We start from the raw sequence: 19,939 nt of genomic DNA, 5'->3' as shown, positions 1-19,939 counted from the left end.
CGCGAGGACCCCCATGTCAGATTTTACATTTGAAACCACGCCCCGCGTCATCTGCGAGTTTGATGGCGCACTTCAGTTGGGCAGCCTGTGTAACGAGTTCGGCGCAAAACGCGCCATCCTCATCACCGATCCCGGCCTGCAGAAAGCCGGATTGATTGATGCCCCCTATCAGGCCCTTATTGATGACGGGATCAATACTCTTCTGTGGACACGTGTTGAAGCCGACCCGCCTGAAAGCACCATCCTTGATGCCATAAAGGGCGCGATGGATTTCGCGGCCGATATCATTATCGGCCTGGGTGGTGGATCATCAATGGATACCGCCAAGCTGGTGGCCTTGCTGTGTGGCAACCCGCAGCAACTTGACGCGATCTATGGGATCGGTCTGGCAAAAGGACCGAGACTACCGCTTATTCAGGTTCCAACCACCGCAGGCACCGGTTCTGAAGTCACTCCCATTTCCATCGTTACCACTCCGACCCAGGAGAAAAAGGGCGTTGTATCGTCGCTTCTTTATCCGGATGTCGCATTGCTTGATGCCAAACTGACGATGGGTCTTCCTGCATCGATTACGGCAATGACCGGTATTGATGCGATGGTTCATGCAATAGAGGCCTATACAACCAAGCACAAGAAAAACGCGCTGTCTGATGGTTTGGCCATTCGCGCGATGCAGCTTATGACCGCCCATATTGATGATGCGGTATCGGCAACACCATCACGCGAATCCCGCGAAGCCATGTTGCAAGGATCAATGATGGCTGGCATGGCATTCGCCAATGCCCCGGTCGCCGCAGTTCATGCGCTGGCCTATCCGCTGGGTGGGCATTTTCATGTACCGCATGGTCATAGTAATGCGCTTGTCCTGATCGAGGTTCTTAAATTCAACCGCGATGCCGCCCACGCGCAATATGCGGAACTGGCCCGTGCTGTTCTGCCGGGTGAACGGTTTGCCGATGATAATGCCGCCTGTGATCGCTTTATCAGCTACATGACCGACATGGTCGAACGCATGCCGTTTACCCGACAGTTGCGCGATGTCGGCGTGTCTGAGTCCGATCTCGACATGTTGGCGACGGACGCGATGAAGGTCGAACGTCTTTTGATCAATAATCCGCGCGAGATGACCTTTGAAGCCGCCCGCAACATTTATGCCTCCGTGCTTTAACCGCAGGATAGCCCCATGACGATTGAACTCAATGATACCGGTCTTTGGCAAACCCTTGGTCATATCAATGGCAAATGGGTGTCGGCTGAAAATGGTATAACCTTTTCAGTGACAGATCCTGCAACCGGCGCACATCTTGCCGATGTTCCCGATATGGGGGCATCCGAAACCCGGCTGGCGATTGATGCCGCCAATGCCGCCCTTCCGGCATGGCGGACAAAGACTGCCAAGGAACGGGCAAACATCCTTCGCAAATGGTTTGACATGTGCATGGCCGCACAGGAAGACCTTGCCTTGCTGATGACTCGCGAACAGGGAAAACCCCTTGCCGAGGCCCGTGGCGAAGTGGCCTATGGCGCGTCATTCCTTGAATGGTTTGCCGAAGAAGGTAAACGCATTTATGGCGATGTCATTCCCTCGCACGGTGCGGATAAACGCATCATCACGGTCAAACAACCGATTGGCGTTGTTGCTGCGATCACGCCTTGGAATTTCCCGATGGCCATGATCACCCGCAAATGTGCCCCGGCACTTGCCGCGGGCTGTACGGTTGTCATCAAACCTGCCGAAGATACGCCTTTGACCGCCCTTGCCCTTGCCGAACTGGCCAAGCGTGCGGGTTTCCCCGATGGCGTGATCAATGTGGTGACCGCATCGCATGGGGCGGATATCGGCAATGAACTGACCGGAAACCCGATTGTGCGCAAACTGTCCTTTACCGGTTCAACCCAGGTCGGCAAGCTTCTGATGCGGCAATGCGCCGACACCGTCAAAAAGGTCAGTCTGGAACTTGGTGGGAATGCGCCATTTATTGTCTTTGATGATGCCGATCTTGACGAGGCCGTTGCCGGTGCCATCGCATCGAAATACCGCAATGCCGGACAGACTTGCGTTTGTGCCAACCGCATTCTGGTGCAGGAAGGTGTCTATGACGCCTTCGCCGAAAAACTTGCCGCCGCCGTTGCCAGGCTGCGTGTCGGTCCCGGCACCGAGGAGGGTGTAACCCAGGGGCCGCTGATCAATACCAAGGCCATTGAGAAGGTCGAAACCCTTATCAATGACGCGATCAGTTGTGGCGCAAAAGCAGTATTGGGTGGCGCACGCGCCAAACCGGGTAGCAATTTCTTCAGCCCGACCATCCTGACCGGTGTTACCGCCGACATGCGGATTTTCTCCGAGGAAATTTTTGGCCCGGTTGCCCCCCTGTTCAGGTTCCGCGACGAGGCAGACGCCATTCGTATGGCCAATGATACGCCCTTTGGACTGGCGGCCTATTTCTATGCCCGTGATATCGGTCGTATCTGGCGGGTTGGCGAAGCACTGGAATACGGCATTGTCGGCATCAATGAAGGGATCATTTCCACAGAATCAGCCCCGTTTGGCGGTGTGAAAGAATCCGGTATCGGCCGCGAAGGATCGAAATACGGCATCGATGATTTTGTCGAAATCAAATATATGTGTCTCGGCGGTCTTGCCGGGAAAGCCAACTGACCGGCAACAAGGAGCCCACCATGAGTTTCATGTTTCGTAGTGTCCCGCGCATCGTATGCGAGGCGGGCGGCATTGCCAGAACCGGCACCCTGATGAAAGAACTTGGCGCAACCCGCGTCACTGTTGTTTGCGATCCGGGCATTGTCACACTTGGCTTTGCCGATCAGGTGCAAAAATCGTTGGAAGCGGCAGGTATTGCCGTTCAGATATTCTCCGATGTTGAAGCTGATCCCCCCCAGAATATCGTTCAGCAGGCCATTGATGGTGCCAAGGAGTGGCAGGCTGATGGTGTGGTTGGTCTTGGGGGTGGCAGTTCTCTTGATAGTGCCAAACTTGTCGCGCTGCTTGCCAATAGTGATCAGACAATTGAAGGTATTTACGGGATCGACAAGGCAACCGGCGACCGTTTGCCCCTGATCCAGATCCCGACAACCGCTGGCACCGGATCGGAAGTCACCTGGGTGTCGGTCATCACCGATAACAATAATCTGAAACAGGTTGTTTATACCCCGCAACTGATGCCCGATATCGCGCTTCTGGATGCGGAACTGACCTATGGCTTACCACAGAAAGTCACCGCTGCAACCGGACTTGATGCGATGGTTCATGCCATCGAAGGCTATACCAGCCGCACACGCAAAAACCCGATTGCTGATGGCATGGCAATCACCGCGCTTTCTCTGCTCGGCAAGAACCTGATGAAGGTGATCGAGAACCCCGGCGACAAGGAAGCCCGATCTGCAATGCTTCAGGGCTCACTGATTGCCGGGATGGCCTTTGCCAATGCGTCAGTCGCAGCCGTCCATGGGCTGGCTTATCCGTTGGGTGCACGGTTCCATATTCCGCACGGACACGCCAATGCACTGGTAATGGCGCAAGTTTTGCGTTTCAACCTGCCCGCCGCAAGTAAACTCTATGCCGAACTTGCGCCCTGTCTGATCGAAGATGCCGATTTCTCATCCGATGAAGATGCCGCAGAGGCCTTTGTTCGCCGGATTGAGGCAATGGTCCTTGCCAGCGGCCTTGAAACACGATTGCATGAACTGGGGATCACCGAAGACTCTCTGCCTGAAATGGCCGAGGAGGTTTTTACCAAAATCCATCGCCTGATCGAGAGCAATCCGCGCGATATGATGACAAACGATATTGAAGCCATTTACCGCAGCGTTTTCTGATTTAGCCGCTTGTGAACTCCGATTTATACAGTGGCAAAGAACCGGCGGCCTGTTTGGTCGCTTGGCCGCCGGTTCTTAAAATCAATTGAGGCGATCCCGGATTACCGAATGGCAACCGGGTTGATGATCATCTGGACTGCGCCTTTTAACTTTGCCTGCCCCAGAACAAAAAGAAACTCGTGGGCGCGGTCTGCTGCCAAATCCTTGGTGACGATGTTTTCAAGGATATAAACGCCGTTTTCTGCCAGAAGCTTCACATGAACCGGGAAGAAGGCATTCGGGTCCTCGTGAGGAACCGCTTCGAGGCCCCATGTATCTCCGCCAACCGCGACCACACCCCGCGTAGCCAGCCATTCCGCTGCTTCCAGCCCGATACCGGGTTCCGTCTTGCCATAAAGCGCATTATCCTTACCCACCAGATCAAGCCAGCCGGTATGGATCAGAACAACGTCACCTTTGCGGATTTCAGTCCCAGCCGCCTTTTGGGCGGCCATGATATCATCCAGGGTAATGACATATCCACCATCCAACCGGGCGGCTCCCTTTATGGCGGCAACGTTCAGCAGCACACCACGGGTTGCCATTGGCGGAACATTTTCAATACCCAGCTTGGTCAATCCGGTGGCAGCGACCATGTCTTCGGCGTGATTATTGTTATAGTAAGTGTGGTGATCGCCAAGATGACCAAGGCCATCAATCTGGGTTCCCACGCCGAGCCAACCGGTAAACATGTCGTCATTATAGGTTCCGGCATTGCTGCCGATGGTCTTGTTGCCACTTTGCCCGGGCGAGAAAACCGTTACAGCCACACCACGCGGTGCGAATGCAGGCGTATCACGCGAAATTTCCATACCCAGTGAGTAGACTTTTCCCTTGGAAATCAGCTTGCTTGCCGCAAGGGTTACATCTGATGAAAGATAGTTTGCGGCTCCGATCTGATCATCCGGACCAAACCGCGAGATGAACCTGTCATCTGCCGATGCACTGCCGGCAGCTCCGATGACACCCAATATTATTGATGCAGAAATCAGGATTTTTGCTTTTTGCATTTATTCCTCCCTAAGTTGATAAGCACTCAGAGAGTGGCAATTGTCGTGCCAACAAAAAGGTGACGCAAATCAGCATTTCCACCGAAAAAGGGAGCGGATACCGATCAACTCAAAACTTAGAATGATCGGTTAGCGCGCAACAGCCCGCAAACACGACACGGCATACCACGAGTATTTCTTGGAGATTGATTTTGAGAAATCGATGGTGCCCCCGGGGAGAATCGAACTCCCACTCTCAAAGAGAAACAGATTTTGAGTCTGCCGCGTCTACCAATTCCGCCACAGGGGCAGGCACATATGGGTGCGTTGCGCACCCGCCATCGTGGGGGCGGATAATAGCTGTAATTTTCGTCCGGTCAATGGGGCTTTGCGCAAAAATTACATCTTTGGCAGCAGCGGACTTTTCTCGGGAAAACGGCATTGCGAGACGGCCCCAAATGCGGTTACATCAGCCGTTCCTGGGCCATAGTGCCGTATTGTTTTTATCGTCTTAAATGCAAAGGGCGTTTCCGTGCTGCGCAGCCTTTATGACTGGACCCTTGGCCTGGCCGCCCATCGCCACGCTGCCATTGCACTTTTCATTATCGCCTTTGTGGAAAGTTCGGTTTTTCCAATCCCGCCGGACGTTCTTCTGATCCCGATGATCATTGCCGCGCCAACACGCGCATGGCGCTATGCGTTAATCTGCCTTGTCGGGTCTGTTCTTGGCGGCATTGCCGGTTATGGCATCGGCTACTTCCTTTTTGAAAGCATCGGCCAACCGGTATTGCAGCTTTATGGCTATAGCGCCAAGTTCGATATATTCCGCGATTATTATAACGAATGGGGTGCCTGGGCAGTGTTCATCGCCGGGATAAGCCCGTTCCCCTACAAGGTCATTACCATCCTGTCGGGTGTGACAGCACTTGATCCGGCAATATTCATGGTCGCATCGGTTCTGGCGCGTGGTTTGCGCTTCTTCATTATTGCAGCCCTGATCTGGAAGTTTGGCCCGGTCATTCGCGACTTTATCGAAAGGCGGCTTGGCCTCGTTTTTACCATATTTGTCGTGGTTCTTGTCGGTGGATTTGCCGCCATCAAACTGATCCCGCACGGTTAACACCGAAAAACGATAACGGAACAACCCGATGATCAAATTGCTCCGCGCACATTATGCCCCAGCCCTGCCACCTGTTGCCATTTTCCTGATTTCTGCCGGAAGCCTCGGCTTTGCCTTCTATGCGCAGTATGTGCAGAAGCTTTTGCCCTGTGTGTTATGCCTTTATCAACGCGTACCTTTTTATGTTGCCGCTGGCCTTGCCATTCTTGCCCTTTTGCTGCTGCGCATACCGGGTGCTTCGCGGGTTCTTGTTTATCTATGCGGTGTTGCCTTTGCCATTGGTACCGGAATTGCGATCTATCATGTCGGCGTTCAGGAACTCTGGTGGGAAGGTCCGGCCATGTGTGGCGGCCTTACCAGCGGCGCGGCATCGGTCGCCGACCTGAAAGCGCAACTGATGGCCCAGCCGATTATCCGCTGTGACAAGATCGACTGGGCCCTGTTTGGCATCACTATGCCGACAGTCAATGTCTTCTTCTCGGCCATTCTCGCCATTCTTTGCTTTATCGCTCCTTCGCGATGGATGAAGCGGTAATACTCTTAATTTGCTCCACAAACCCGCAGGAAATAATCCGGCGGGTTTGTGGAGCAATACCTAAGCTGATTAATATCCGGCACGATTAAATTTGCTCCATTTCCGTCTCTCTGCAGACTGATAATGCGAATTGTTCTTGTTTGCATGAAATTCTTCTTATAGTGTCCACCGATCTATCCATTCATTGATCAGGCACGATCGGGTGCATTGATGGCAACCGGCCTCTGCCAGGACACAACAAGGACGATCCCCGGAATGCCGGACATGACATTCCATCCCCAAATGACCAGCAGGATCGAGGGCATCTCGCTTCTGGACGATCTGCGTTTTCGCCGCTGGAACACTGCGATTACCGATCTGTGGAACGTCGAGTGCCAAAAAAAGGCTGGGGGAACCTACGTTTCCTGTGCACCAAGACTGGTAGCTATTCTTGATTGCAGCGGACAATCGAACTTCCGCGTCAAAACGCCCGACTCCCCCTTTGAGTCTTCCCGTCGCGAACAGGGATGCCTTTCATATATTCCGGCCGGAATGGAAATTTCCGCAGAAATTCGGGAAAAATGCCGGTTGCGTCACCTTGATATCCATCTCGATATCAACAGCCTTGAAAAGCATCTTGATCACGAGATTGATCGCGCAATCCTTGAAACGCCCCGGATCGGTTTTTGCGATCCCCGGATCAGATCACTTGTGCACATGATCGCAGACGACCTCGCCAGCGATATCGCCTCGCCCGACCTGTACGGAGAGAGTCTGGTAACGGCTCTTACCAGTGCGTTGCTGACACCACTTCCCGAAAGCGAAACATCACGCAAACGCGGCAAACTTGCCCCACACCACTTGCGCAAATCAGTCGAATTTATTGAACAGAATTACGCTCGCGTTATCCGGCTTGATGAACTGGCGGAACTGACCGGCTTGTCACAATCCTATTTCTGCTCGGCATTTCGCGAAACAACCGGCATGCCGCCCCATCAATGGCAAATGAAGGCACGCATTGAACGCGCCAAATCCATGCTGCGCGACAATACAACACCGCTCGCCAGTGTCGCGGCACATGTCGGCTTTGCCGATCAGGCCCATCTGACCCGCGTATTCCGCCGCCTCACCGGCACCACACCGGGCGTATGGCGGCGCGAACAAACCGCCTGAAAATTAAACCAAAATCCGTTCAATACGGGCAAATAGAGTTCAATATCCGATTTTCCTAATCGTGCTATCGGACTGTCACACATGACAACCGATGCAGGAAAACCCTCAAATGACGTTCTTGACCCGAACGCGCTTCAAAACAGCCCTTCTTGGCAGCGCTGCAATTCTGTGCACCAGCTTGCCCATACAGCTTCGCGCGCAGCAAGCCACGGATGAAACCACCAAGGAAATTGTTGTCGATCCTCTTTTAATCGAGGCAGAACGCCAAGAAACAGCAACATCACCGGTCAAGGGATATGTTGCCGGACAAAGTGCTACAGCGACCAAAACCGATACCCCAATTGCAGAAACCCCGCAGTCCATTTCAGTGATCGGGACTACGGAAATTGAAGCTCGCCAAGCTCAGTCCGTGTCAGAAACACTGAACTACACGGCTGGTATTCAACCTGACAAATTTGGCTATGATAAGCGTTTGGACTGGTTCAACATTCGTGGGTTTGATGAAACCCAGAACGGTCTTTATCGGGACGGCCTCCAGCAACGCTCCTATAGTTTTGTTTCTTGGCAACAGGAAACATACGGATTGGAACGCATTGAACTGATGCGTGGCCCAACTTCAGTCCTTTATGGGCAAAATGCTCCTGGTGGCCTGATCAATACAGTATCCAAACGGCCAAGAGCCGACATGGAAAACGAAATTGAACTCCAGACCGGCAGCCATAATCGCAAGCAAGGCTCATTTGATATTGGTGGAAAAATTGTCGAGGATGGTTCGGTTCTTTTCCGTGCAACTGGGCTTCTCCGAGACTCTGACACGCAGGTTAACTACGTCGAAGATGACCGAGTTTATTTCGCCCCTTCCCTAACATGGGAAGGGGAAGATACCAGTTTAACTCTATTATCTTATTATCAAGAAGATAACACCGGCGGCGCCAATAGTTGGCTTCCTGCAAACGGCACATTCCGCGACGCTATCAACGGTGCCATTCCGACAGATTTCTTCACAGGTGAACCGGGTTACGATCACTATGATCGTACTCAGTATGCTATCGGCTATGAATTCAGCCATAACTTCACTGATTCCCTGATGTTCCGTCAGAATGCTCGCTATAGCTATGTTGAGGTTGATTATGACAGCCTTTACGGAAATGGCTGGGCAGACGAAGCCGCAGGCACACTAAACCGCGGTGTTCAGGAGACTGATCAGGACGGTGAGTCCTTTGCCATCGACAACCAACTGCAGGCAAAGTTCGAGACTTCCGGCATCCGTCACACCATGTTGGGTGGACTGGATTATCAGCGATATGTTTTTGATCGTTTCCTGCGCTACGGAACGATTGATTCCATCAACGTTTACAATCCTTCCTATGGAAGCCGTCCGACCAGTTATTTCACCCCAACCGATGAAAAGCTCACAGCAGAACAGGTTGGTGTTTATATACAGGATCAGATCGAGTTTGATGAACACTGGGTTCTGACCCTCGGTGGACGTCATGACTGGGCGGATGAATCGACACTGAACCGGCAAAATGGAATGGAAAGCAGTCGAAACGATAGTGCTTTTACAGGACGTACCGGGCTTGCCTATAAAACCGAATTTGGTCTGACTCCCTATGTCAGTTATTCTGAATCATTTAATCCGGTTTCCGGTTCAGATCGCTTTGGCAACAGCTTCGATCCTGAAGAAGGTGTTCAGTATGAAGTTGGTGCCAAGTACGAACCAGAAGGTTTTGATGGCTTGTTCACCGTGGCTCTGTTCGATATCACTCGTGAAAATGTTCTGACAAATGATCCTTCTGGTGGTGCTTTTGATAACATTCAGGAAGGTGAACAGCAGTCCCGTGGCCTTGAGATTGAAGGCCTGTTTGAACCTATTGAAGGCCTGACGACAAAATTTGCCTACACTTACCAAGATGTCGAGATTACCGAAACCAACACCGCATCCGAAAAAGGCAATACTCCATCCGGTATTCCAAAGCACACTGCATCAGCATGGGCTGACTACACTTTGAATTCTGGGCCGTTATCTGGTTTGGGAGTCAATGGCGGCATACGCTATCTGGGATCAACATTTTCAACTGATGCAAACAATGTCAAAGTCCCTTCAACGACTCTGTTTGATGCAGGCATTCACTACGATCTGGATGCTTATCGTTTCGCACTTAATGCCACGAACCTGACAGACGAACGTTATGTGACTTCCTGCTCCAATAGTACAAACTGGTGCTATTACGGTCAGGGACGCACGATATTGGCATCGGTCAAATATCGCTGGTAGTTACCACCTGACTGCGATGAAACACAAAAAGCACTGTTCTTAATTGGGCAGTGCTTTTTGTTTATTAAGAAGGGAAGAGAACGGGACGTTCCTAAAAATCGTATTCCAGTTCGGTATCCCAATACAAAAAATCCCGCCAACTTTCGTGAAGATAGTTTGGCGGGAAGCGGCGTCCGATGGTCTGGAGTTCGTGCATGCTCGGCTGTTCGGGGGTCCTGCGCAGCCGGAGTCCGGCTTCCCTGATCGATCGGCTACCCTTGAAAAGGTTACAGTCCGAACAGGCAGTCACAATATTGGACCAGTTCGTTCGCCCGCCCCGCGACCTCGGAATGACGTGATCGAATGTCAGGTCACTGGTCGGCAGACGATCCCCGCAATACTGGCAGGAAAACTGGTCACGCAGGAAAACGTTGAACCGGGTAAAGGCCGGGCTGCTTTTGAGCGATACATATTCCTTGAGCGATATGACACTCGGCAGTTTCATTTTGAAAGACGGGGAATGGACTTCGCGATCATATTCCGAAAGAACATCAACGCGTTCCAGAAACACTGCCTTAAGCGTATCCTGCCAGGACCACAAGGACAGCGGGAAATAGCTTAACGGCCGGAAATCGGCGTTAAGGACAAGTGCCGGACACGCATTGGGCGATAAATGCATATCATCCGCTCCACCGTGTTTACCGAGTCGCACCCACTATTTAACAGGTTCGCGAATCGCGGGTGATGAACATATCATGACGTTTCATCAATCCATGCGACGCGGTCACGTAAATCACTGATAGAGAAAAGTATAGACCAATTTTCGCAAAGCGCAAATCCCGCTTGAGGCCGAGTCGCAAACATTTACGCAAAACCGGCGGCACCAGGTACGACTCGCAATCAGGCACATCAACGCCCGGACAAACAAAAAGGCCGCGCATCGATGATGCACGACCCTTTTATGGCCCCGGAACAGGGCGATCTGAAATCTTTGAAAAACGAAAGGCCCGCAATCGCGAGCCTTCGTAATTCTTAAAGCAAAAGTCTGCCTTAGGCAGCTTTCGCTTCAACAGCTTTGGCGATCTGGCGTTTGACTTTCACCAGCTCTGCCGACAGCTTGGAAGCTGCTGTGCCGAGCACATATGCATCCAGACCACCACGCTTTTCAATGGTGCGGATCGCATTGGTGGTCAGACGCAGACGCACCGAACGACCCAGCGCTTCGCTCAGCAGCGAAGCCGGCTGAAGGTTCGGAAGGAAACGACGTTTGGTGCGGTTGTGGGCGTGGCTCACATTCATGCCGACCAAAACGCCTTTGCCGGATACCGGGCAGCGACGTGCCATGACCTGATCTCCTGGTCTATAATTCGCAAAAGGACGCTTGGCCTGACATGCAGGCCCGCGCTTGGAGCCGGGTTATTACCGTCTCTGACAGATGCCGTCAAGCCTTCATCCACGCTTTTACGCGACAAAAACACCTGTTTTGCGCAATCCGTTCATATTGCATCACGCAAGGACGGCTTTTCCCATCTCAACCACACGGAATCAAGCGATTTTCCCGGGCACCCAGCCATACCCCCGGTTCGGTTTGGCAATTACATCACGATGATGCGACCCGATTCTGGACGGCATCCGGCAAAGACAAACATATATAAAGTCGGGTTCAGGCCTTCTCGCTGCCCATATTGGCTCTTTGACGTTACGTTCTTTATAAGGATTCAGAAGATAGAGGCCAGAACACCCAAGGTCACCCAGATTGATCCTTGTCAAAACATCATCGCGCATTCGGTGTTAGCGTGCCGTCATAGTTATTCCGCACACGCTTGGGGAGCACTGCGCATGATGAAAACCGATTCCAAGGTATCCTTGCCCCTTTTGGGCATTCTGCTGGTCGCTGTGATCGGCCTTGTTTTGTATCTGGCCGGTTATGTGCTTGCGCATTTCGGTGTGCCGATTGCATCGGTCTGGATTTACGTCGCACTCGCACTGGTCCCGGTCGTCTTCCTCGTGCTTCTGGATTTCAGTCGCTAATCCTGCGCGCTGTCTGCAAACAATAAAACGGCCTGCCAGTTTCGGCGGGCCGTTTTATTGTTTGGGGGGCTTTCACCTGAAAAATCACCATCAGACGGCTGAACTTCTTTGTTGCCAATGGGGATTTTCACAAGGCCCCGCCGACGGGCGGGCAAAGAAATATCCCTGATAGGCATCAACCCCCATCGCCGCAAGTTCGCTGCGTTGCTGCTCGGTCTCAATACCCTCGGCAATAACATCAAGACCGAACCGATGCGCAATCAGAATGGCGCCTTCGATCACCGCGCGTGAATTGACATCCATTTTCAGGATGAAAGATTTATCGATTTTGACCGCATCAACGCGGATCTGGTGCAGGCGGGAAAGCGATGAATAGCCGGTACCGAAATCATCAATATGAACTTCCACTCCCTGATCATGCAGATCAGACAGGACTTCTGAAATCAGTTGTGTGCGCCGGATATCAAAGATCGATTCTGTCACTTCAATAGTCAGACGGTTGGCTGGCAGACCCGTTTCAAGCAGCAGATTTTCCACCATACGGGCAAAACGCGGCACAACAATCTGACGCACCGATACGTTAACCGCAATCTTGGGACCACCGGCAAAGCCGGACCAGTCCAGGATCGTTTTGCAGGCTTCGCGCATCACCCATTCGCCGATATCGACAATCAGCGCCGATTCCTCAGCAATCGGAATAAACTCGTCTGGTGCTACACGGCCTAGCTCTGCACTTTCCCAGCGCAACAACACCTCATAGGCGGTAATGTCGCCCGTCTTCGCACTGACGACCGGCTGATATTCAAGAAAAAGCTCATTGGCGGACAAAGCCTGACGCAGGGCCTGATTGATCGCCAACCGACGTTCCTGCTCAACAAGCAACTTGCTGTCATAACTTTGCACGCTGCCACGCCCGGACCGCTTAACCTCGGCTGCGGCCAGATCGGCCCAATGGATCAATTCCGCAATCTGCGGGTTCTCCTCCATGCCAAATGCGACACCAGTGCTGAAACCGACATGCAATGTCTGCCGTGCGATATGAATTGGCCGGTTAACAGCCGCCCGGACCTCGGCGATGGTTTGGTCTACCAGCTGATGCAGATTTTCCGGCTGATCAGTCAGAATCATGATGAATTCATCACCACCCCACCGCCCGACAGCATGACGATCATCGACATATTCCCGTAAACGGTGCGAAACTTCCTTAAGCACCATATCACCGATCGCATGACTGAGCCCGTCATTGATCTGTTTGAAATGATCAAGATCAATGAACAGAACGGCATAGGCACGATTGCCCCAGCTTGCGCGCGCTTCTTCAAACCAGGAAACGATGCCATCACGGTTCAGCAATCCTGTCAGGGTGTCGCGCACCAGAAGATTGCGAAGTTCACGGGTTCGTTTCGCCACCCGAGCTTCAAGTGTCGCATTCCAGTTCTCGGTTATCCGGTTTTTCTCGCGCAGGTCGTCAACCAGAGAGTCATTTTCGTGCTTCAGCACAAGCGACCGATACAGAATACCGTGATTATTGCGATGGGTGATCATCATGACGGTTACAAAGATGAAGCCAAGCCCCGACAGAACGTAATTCGGTTCCGGCATGACAATCAGAACAATACAGGCAGGCAGTAGCAACATCAGAAGATAGAACCGGCCGACCCTGAAAACAGGTGCAAGAATTCCTGTCGCGCCACCGGCAAGCCCCGCCAATATGATCAGGGTTACGAAACGGCTTTCATTACTTTGCGTTGGCAAGTCAAAGATTGACGCCAACGCCCAAAGGATAGCGCCGGAACAAACACCACAGGCATATCGCATAAACCATCTATGGAATTCCGCATCATCAAATGCCGAAACCAGCCGTCGTTCGACATGATAGCGATACCCGATAAAAAGCCGGATCACCGTCGTTGCAAAAATCACGCAAATCCAGACGGTCATGCCAAATGATAGTTCGGATTGAAACCAAAGCGTCCCGACAAGACCACTTCCGGCCGACAGATTGACAAGGACGTTCGCCCAGTTGTTGCGATAGGCAAGATCAAGAAGGTCCGCGCGAACCTTCTTTTGCAGTTTCGGCGCTGCTTCGGTCCCGTGTCCGGGTTCCAAAAGCAGCCGTTTCAAGGTGTCAGCCATCCTGGCTGTGAACTGCCCCATCCGGAAATTCCGTTATAGCCGTTTACACGCTTAACAATCGGATGCGCAACATTAGCTATTTGGATGGTAAGCAGTCACCCTAAATAATTCCAGATAGAAAGTGCGGGTTTTTGAAGCAATGCCCCTTGTAAGCCCCAAAGCCGACCAGGACCCGGTTTTGCCCCGATCGGCTTTCGATGCCAGATCGTCAGAATATACCCTCAGAATATCTCGAAGACTTGCCCGGTCTGAAGACCCTCGACCGATTTGGCATAGCCAAGGGCCGCACGTGCCGCCGGAACGGGATCATGCCCGCGGAAATACGGTGCGTAGCCTTCCATGGCCTCAAGGATCACACCGGGGCTGACCGCGTTGATGCGAAGCCCCGGTTTCATTTCGATTGCAGCAGCCCGCACAAAAGACTCGACTGCGCCATTCACCATCGAGGCCGAGCTACCGTAACGGATCGGATCTTTGGACAGGATACCAGTGGTCAGCGTGAATGATGCATTGTCTGCCACGTGATCACGCCCAACCAACACCAGATTGACCTGCCCCATCAGTTTGTCATTGATCCCGATGCGGTATTTGTCATCGTCCATTTCGGCGAAATCACCGAAATGAACCTTTCCGGTCGCAGAAACAACCGCATCGACTTTGCCGACCTTTTCAAACATCGCACGGATTGATGCGATATCCATCAGGTCAACATTAACGTCTCCACTTGCGCGGGACGCACGGATGATGTCGTGGCGTTGGGACAACTCGGAATCAATCCCGCGCCCGACAATCCCCGATGCGCCTACCAAAAGAACTTTCATCTGATCCTCCATCCTTGGAAGTGCTTCGATGGAAGAATTGTCTCATGAGACAATTGCAAGGATAATCTGGTTATTTCCAAACATTTTGTTTAATATTCTAAATAATGAAAGATTATCTGAGTGAAATGCGCAGCTTTGCGGCCGTCATGGAAAATGGTGGCTTTACCCACGCCGCCAAGGCACTTGGCGTGTCCAAGGGCCTGATCAGCCAGCATGTCAAAAGACTGGAATCAGAGCTGGGGGCGCAATTGCTGTTCCGGTCAACCCGCAAGGTAGAACCAACCGAAATCGGGATCACATTTCTGGGTTATTGCCAAAACATCACCCAAAGTGCCACCGCCGCATTCGAAGCCGTCGAGGCTCTGCGCGGCGAACCGGTCGGCACAGTTCGCATTACGGTTCCCGTTTCCTTCGGCGAGATGTTTCTTGATGACATCATCGTCGCATTTCAAAAAGCACATCCACGCATACAGATCGAAATGGAACTGGAAAACACCTTCCGCGCGCTGCAATCTGCCCATATCGATATCGCCATTCGCGTCGGATTGACCGACGACCCAGAACAGGTTGCCATTCCGCTGGGTCAATTGTCCGAACTGATCTGCGCAAGCCCTACCTACTGGGCAAAGCACCCAAAGCCCGAAACACCCGCCGATCTGGGAAATCTCAATTGCCTGCTGAATTTTCAGTACTACAAGGACGGCAACTGGGTTTTCTTTTCCGATGATGGCGCACAATCAGTTCCGGCACAGGGCAATCTGCGCCTTAATCATTATCCGCTGTTGCGCAATGCCGCGATCCGCGGATTGGGCGTTGCCCGGCTGCCCCGGTATGTTGCCCTTCCGGCAATCTTCGACGGATTGCTTGAAACGGCACTGGATGGCTATTCATCGCCGTTACGACCGATCTATCTGGTTTACCCCTATCAGGAAAACCTGCCGGCCAAAAACCGGTTGATGATTGATTTTATTCGCAGCTGGTTCGTCGAACGCCCTGACCTTCTGGAAACCAGAACGACGTCGCCTAGACATATCCGCTCAGCGCAATGACCTCTTGGGCGCTCATACCCTCGTCACGCATGGATCGCAGTGTTTTTGATTTGTCGCGCTTGGCAAACCGTTTGCCATCCGGGCCCGTAAGCAGGCCATGATGATGATATTCAGGAACATCATACCCCAGCAATTCCTGTAACAGGCGATGCAGGTGGCTTGCAAAAAACAGATCCTGACCGCGGGTGACAAGGTTGATGCCCTGCAAATGATCATCATGGGTTACCGATAGATGGTAGCTTGTCGGCGTGTCCTTGCGCGCCAGAACAACATCGCCAAATATTTCTGGCGTTGCATCCTGTTTGCCAACCTTGCGGTCATACCACGATAACGGGCTGGCGACCTGTCTAAGGGCACACACCATATCCAGACGCAGCGCATAGCTTTCCCCCGTCGCAACACGATCTGCGCGCTCGGAAGCACTCCGATTACGACAGGTCCCCGGGTAAAGCACACCATCCGGCCCATGCGGCGCATTTCCAATCCGCGCGATTTCTTCCCGAATGTCTTTTCGCGTACAAAAGCACGGATAAAGCAGCCCCGCCTCGCTCAAACGATCCAGCACCTTCTCATAATCAAGGAAATGCTGTGACTGTATACGGACAGGGTTTTCCCATCGAAGCCCCAGCCAAGCAAGGTCCTCAAAGATCGCATCAACATATTCCGGGCGACAGCGGGTTTGATCTATATCTTCGATCCGCAAAAGGAAACGGCCATCCGGCCCGCCCTGTTTTGCGGAAAACAGGGCCGAGGCCGCATGACCAATATGAAGAAACCCGGTCGGACTGGGGGCAAAGCGGGTAATGGCTGTCATAACGGCCCTATCCCCATGACCTACCAGCGGTCACGATCACCGGTCGCCTTGTCCTTGGCGGTATCCGCAGGCACATGACGCATCGGACGTTTGGGCTGACGGCCCCCCTGTTCATCGAACAGATCGGACAATTCACGCAACATCGTCCCGCCAAGCTCTTCGGGGTCGTTGATCGTTACCGCACGCTGGTAATAGCGGGTCACATCATGTCCGATCCCGATCGCAAGCAGTTCAACTGGCGAACGGGTCTGAATCCAGTCGATGACCTCGCGCAGGTGCCGTTCAAGGTAATTTCCGGAATTTACCGACAGGGTCGAATCATCGACCGGCGCGCCGTCGGAAATCACCATCAAAATCCGGCGTTGTTCCGAACGGCCCAGAAGGCGTTCGTGCGCCCAAAGCAGAGCTTCGCCGTCGATATTTTCCTTAAGCAGTCCTTCGCGCAGCATCAGGCCAAGATTCTTGCGCGCGCGCCGCCACGGGGTATCGGCCGCTTTATAGATGATGTGGCGCAGGTCGTTGAGACGGCCCGGTTTTGGCGGCTTGCCACTTTCAACCCATTTTTCGCGCGATTGGCCACCTTTCCACTGCCGGGTGGTAAAACCAAGGATTTCGACCTTCACCCCGCACCGTTCAAGGGTACGTGCCAGAATGTCGGCAGATAGTGCGGCAATCGTAATCGGACGCCCGCGCATGGAACCGGAATTATCGATCAGCAGCGTCACGACCGTATCCCGGAAATCTGTATCTTGTTCCTGTTTGAAGGACAGCGAGGTCGAAGGTGTTGAAACAATACGCGCCAGCTTCGCCGCATCAAGGATGCCTTCTTCAAGGTCAAAGTCCCAGCCACGATTTTGCTGCGCCATCAGGCGGCGCTGCAAGCGGTTGGCAAGGCGCGAAACGACATTCTGCAAATTCGCAAGCTGCTTATCGAGCATGGCGCGCAGACGCGAAAGCTCCAGGCCTTCGCAAAGCTCGTCGGCAGTTACGATTTCATCAAATTCACGCGTAAAGGGTTCATAGCCGCGTTCAATCGGTTCGTTCCGACCGTCAAATTCAGGCTGTTCACCGGGTCCGGCAGGTTGTTCTTCCTGCGACATGGCTTCAAGCTGCTGGTCATCGATATCGCCTTCACCGGCTTCGGCTTCTTCGGTACCGGCATCCTGCTGCTGATCATCACCATCAGGTTCGGACTCGTCAGCCTGCCCCTGCTGGCCACCCTGACTGTCAAGTTCCTCGTCCGGGTCGGTTTCGCCTTCTTTTTCGTCCTCATCCTCGCCGTCATTTTCAGGCGGGGCTTCGTCGATATCATCTTCAAGAGACAAATGATCAAGCAGGCGGCGCAATCCCCGCGCAAACGCATCCTGATCGTCAATCAGATCGCGCAGATCGTTCAGGTCTGTACCGGCATTTTCTTCGATATGGGCACGCCACAGATCGATCAGCGGGCGGGCTGATGACGGGGCGGGTTCACCGGTAAAAATCTCGCGGGCCAGCATCCCGATTGCATCAGCAAACGGGGCATCTTCGCGCGCCGTCAACCGATGGAAGTTTTTGGCACGGCAATCCTGTTCGGCATGTTCACGCAGGTTCTTGCGGACCCCCGGGAAATAACGCGAACCGACTGCCTCGCAACGGGCCGTTTCCAGCGCGTCGTAAACAGCCTGTGCCTCGGCGGCTTCGGGCATACGGCGGGCATGAAGGGCCACATCATGGTGACGCAGTTTCAACGCCCAGCCATCGGCAACCCCGCGCAGATCGGCAACCTCGTCCTTCGGCAGCGCCTGTTTGGGCATCGGCAGGCGCACATGTTCGCCATAGCCACCTGCCCGGCCGCCTTTGACAAAGCCGACTTCAAGATCATTGCGTCCGGCAAGCGCGCGAAATGTCGCCGCTGTGCCGCGCAAAAATCCGGAAAGCGCTTCATCATTCTTCATTGCTCTACTCGCTTCTGGAATCAGGTCGCCGATTTGCTTTAACAATGGATGATCCTAACGGACCATCACATTGATGGCTTCTTCGGGAAGTTCCTCGCCAAAGCACCGCTGATAATATTCAGCAAGGATCGGGCGTTCGACCTCGTCGCAACGGTTCAGGAACGTCACGCGAAACGCATAGGAAATTTCCCCGAAAATCTCGGCGTTTTCCGCAAGCGTAATAACGGTACGCGGGCTCATGACAGTCGAAATATCGCCTGCGACAAATCCCTGGCGGGTCAGGTTGGCAAGGGCAACCATGGCCTCGATCTTCTTGCGGCCTTCGGCATTGTCGAACGACGGCACCTTGGCGGTCACAATGTTGGTTTCATCGGCAACCGACAGATAGTTCAGGGTCGCAACAATCGACCAACGGTCCATCTGGGCCTGGTTGATCTGCTGGGTCCCGTGATATAGGCCCGTGGTATCGCCAAGGCCGACCGTGTTTGACGTCGCAAACAGGCGGAAATTCGGATGCGGATGGATGACCTTGTTCTGATCAAGCAGGGTCAGCTTGCCATCGACTTCCAGAACACGCTGGATAACGAACATCACGTCGGGGCGACCGGCATCATATTCATCAAAGACCATCGCGACCGGACGTTTAAGCGCCCAGGGCAAAATGCCTTCGCGGAATTCCGTGATCTGTTTGCCATCGCGCAACACGATGGCATCTTTGCCGATCAGGTCGATACGCGAAATGTGGCTATCAAGGTTTACACGAACACAAGGCCAGTTCAGACGTGCAGCAACCTGTTCGATATGGGTCGACTTACCCGTACCGTGATACCCTTGGATCATCACGCGGCGGTTATGGGCGAAGCCCGCCAGAATGGCCAACGTGGTATCGCGATCAAACCGATAGGTCGGATCAATCATGGGAACATGTTCGCTGCCCTGGCTGAATGCCGGAACCTTCATGTCGGAATCAATCCCGAACGCTTCACGAACGGAGATTTTGATGTCTGGTGCATCCAGCGGATGTTCGGCGGCTGCACCTGTCGCTTCGTAACCTTGGCTCATAAGTACTCGCGCATTTGTCGGACCGGTGACGCGGTCTCGTTTGAAAAACTAGCTCATTAATAGCGGCTAAGATGCGCGTGACAAAGGGAAGATGCGCAAAAAAAATCTATCGCCGCCAATGGATCGAACAATGAAAAGGTCCGCGGCACGAATTGCAAGGGAG

Annotated in this window: 17 protein-coding genes and 1 tRNA gene; 9 read left to right on the top strand and 9 right to left on the bottom strand. The window is 53.1% G+C overall.

The window, feature by feature from the left end:
• Nucleotides 1–13: 13 nt before the first annotated feature.
• From TH3_RS02255 to TH3_RS02245, 3 genes are read left to right on the top strand one after another with little or no spacing between them, the layout of a single operon-like run.
• Nucleotides 14–1,168 carry an iron-containing alcohol dehydrogenase gene (locus TH3_RS02255; protein ID WP_007089020.1) on the top strand — a complete coding sequence of 385 codons (1,155 nt, stop codon included), beginning with the start codon at nucleotides 14–16 and terminating at the stop codon, nucleotides 1,166–1,168.
• Between the two features lie 15 nt (nucleotides 1,169–1,183).
• Nucleotides 1,184–2,659 carry an NAD-dependent succinate-semialdehyde dehydrogenase gene (locus tag TH3_RS02250; RefSeq protein WP_007089021.1) on the top strand — a complete coding sequence of 492 codons (1,476 nt, stop codon included), beginning with the start codon at nucleotides 1,184–1,186 and terminating at the stop codon, nucleotides 2,657–2,659.
• Nucleotides 2,660–2,679: 20 nt separating this feature from the next.
• Nucleotides 2,680–3,834, top strand: a complete 1,155-nt coding sequence (locus TH3_RS02245; RefSeq protein WP_007089022.1) for an iron-containing alcohol dehydrogenase — start codon at nucleotides 2,680–2,682, stop codon at nucleotides 3,832–3,834.
• Between the two features lie 101 nt (nucleotides 3,835–3,935).
• Here TH3_RS02245 and TH3_RS02240 read toward each other — a convergent pair whose 3' ends face one another.
• Together TH3_RS02240 and TH3_RS02235 are read right to left on the bottom strand one after the other, a co-directional pair.
• The gene (locus TH3_RS02240; protein ID WP_007089023.1) at nucleotides 3,936–4,883 is read right to left on the bottom strand and encodes a cyclase family protein; all 948 of its coding nucleotides are present in this window, start codon (nucleotides 4,881–4,883) and stop codon (nucleotides 3,936–3,938) included.
• Between the two features lie 203 nt (nucleotides 4,884–5,086).
• Nucleotides 5,087–5,172: transfer RNA gene (locus tag TH3_RS02235), tRNA-Leu, on the bottom strand.
• 222 nt (nucleotides 5,173–5,394) lie between these two features.
• Between TH3_RS02235 and TH3_RS02230 the strand changes: the two genes are divergently transcribed.
• From TH3_RS02230 to TH3_RS02215, 4 genes are all read left to right on the top strand, one after another.
• Nucleotides 5,395–5,982 (top strand): YqaA family protein, encoded by a 588-nt coding sequence (locus tag TH3_RS02230; protein ID WP_007089024.1) that lies wholly within the window; start codon nucleotides 5,395–5,397, stop codon nucleotides 5,980–5,982.
• Nucleotides 5,983–6,010: 28 nt separating this feature from the next.
• The gene (locus tag TH3_RS02225; RefSeq protein ID WP_007089025.1) at nucleotides 6,011–6,517 is read left to right on the top strand and encodes a disulfide bond formation protein B; all 507 of its coding nucleotides are present in this window, start codon (nucleotides 6,011–6,013) and stop codon (nucleotides 6,515–6,517) included.
• 264 nt (nucleotides 6,518–6,781) lie between these two features.
• A complete protein-coding gene (locus TH3_RS02220) occupies nucleotides 6,782–7,669 on the top strand; it encodes a helix-turn-helix domain-containing protein (protein ID WP_007089026.1) in 888 nt (295 codons plus the stop codon).
• Between the two features lie 109 nt (nucleotides 7,670–7,778).
• The gene (locus TH3_RS02215; RefSeq protein WP_007089027.1) at nucleotides 7,779–9,947 is read left to right on the top strand and encodes a TonB-dependent siderophore receptor; all 2,169 of its coding nucleotides are present in this window, start codon (nucleotides 7,779–7,781) and stop codon (nucleotides 9,945–9,947) included.
• A 91-nt stretch (nucleotides 9,948–10,038) separates the two neighbouring features.
• Here the strand turns inward: TH3_RS02215 and TH3_RS02210 are convergent, their stop codons facing one another.
• Nucleotides 10,039–10,605: an HNH endonuclease gene (locus TH3_RS02210; RefSeq protein WP_007089028.1), complete on the bottom strand. Its 567-nt coding sequence runs from the start codon at nucleotides 10,603–10,605 to the stop codon at nucleotides 10,039–10,041.
• A 371-nt stretch (nucleotides 10,606–10,976) separates the two neighbouring features.
• Entirely contained in the window at nucleotides 10,977–11,270 is a 294-nt protein-coding gene (gene rpmB, locus TH3_RS02205; protein WP_037990572.1) for a 50S ribosomal protein L28, read from the bottom strand.
• 495 nt (nucleotides 11,271–11,765) lie between these two features.
• Between rpmB and TH3_RS02200 the strand changes: the two genes are divergently transcribed.
• Nucleotides 11,766–11,957 carry a hypothetical protein gene (locus TH3_RS02200; RefSeq protein WP_007089031.1) on the top strand — a complete coding sequence of 64 codons (192 nt, stop codon included), beginning with the start codon at nucleotides 11,766–11,768 and terminating at the stop codon, nucleotides 11,955–11,957.
• A 90-nt stretch (nucleotides 11,958–12,047) separates the two neighbouring features.
• Here the strand turns inward: TH3_RS02200 and TH3_RS02195 are convergent, their stop codons facing one another.
• Nucleotides 12,048–14,081, bottom strand: coding sequence for a putative bifunctional diguanylate cyclase/phosphodiesterase (locus TH3_RS02195; RefSeq protein ID WP_233421829.1), 2,034 nt, complete (start codon nucleotides 14,079–14,081; stop codon nucleotides 12,048–12,050).
• Between the two features lie 233 nt (nucleotides 14,082–14,314).
• Nucleotides 14,315–14,914, bottom strand: a complete 600-nt coding sequence (locus tag TH3_RS02190; protein WP_007089033.1) for a short chain dehydrogenase — start codon at nucleotides 14,912–14,914, stop codon at nucleotides 14,315–14,317.
• A 125-nt stretch (nucleotides 14,915–15,039) separates the two neighbouring features.
• On the opposite strand from TH3_RS02190, the gene TH3_RS02185 reads away from it, so the two are divergent.
• Nucleotides 15,040–15,963: a LysR family transcriptional regulator gene (locus TH3_RS02185; RefSeq protein ID WP_167710545.1), complete on the top strand. Its 924-nt coding sequence runs from the start codon at nucleotides 15,040–15,042 to the stop codon at nucleotides 15,961–15,963.
• Here the strand turns inward: TH3_RS02185 and gluQRS are convergent.
• From gluQRS to cobS, 3 genes are read right to left on the bottom strand one after another with little or no spacing between them, the layout of a single operon-like run.
• Nucleotides 15,938–16,777, bottom strand: coding sequence for a tRNA glutamyl-Q(34) synthetase GluQRS (gene gluQRS, locus TH3_RS02180; protein WP_007089035.1), 840 nt, complete (start codon nucleotides 16,775–16,777; stop codon nucleotides 15,938–15,940). The two genes, TH3_RS02185 and gluQRS, sit on opposite strands and share 26 nt — an antisense overlap.
• A 20-nt stretch (nucleotides 16,778–16,797) precedes the next feature.
• Nucleotides 16,798–18,714, bottom strand: a complete 1,917-nt coding sequence (cobT, locus tag TH3_RS02175; protein WP_007089036.1) for a cobaltochelatase subunit CobT — start codon at nucleotides 18,712–18,714, stop codon at nucleotides 16,798–16,800.
• 54 nt (nucleotides 18,715–18,768) lie between these two features.
• Complete coding sequence (gene cobS / locus TH3_RS02170; RefSeq protein ID WP_007089037.1) at nucleotides 18,769–19,776, bottom strand: cobaltochelatase subunit CobS; 1,008 nt, start codon at nucleotides 19,774–19,776, stop codon at nucleotides 18,769–18,771.
• Nucleotides 19,777–19,939: the final 163 nt, after the last annotated feature.

It is taken from the genome of Thalassospira xiamenensis M-5 = DSM 17429, assembly GCF_000300235.2.
In the GTDB taxonomy this organism is placed as follows: Bacteria; Pseudomonadota; Alphaproteobacteria; order Rhodospirillales; family Thalassospiraceae; genus Thalassospira; species Thalassospira xiamenensis.
The sequence above is the reverse complement of the archived record's forward strand: the minus strand, read 5'-3'. Positions and strand labels throughout refer to the sequence as shown.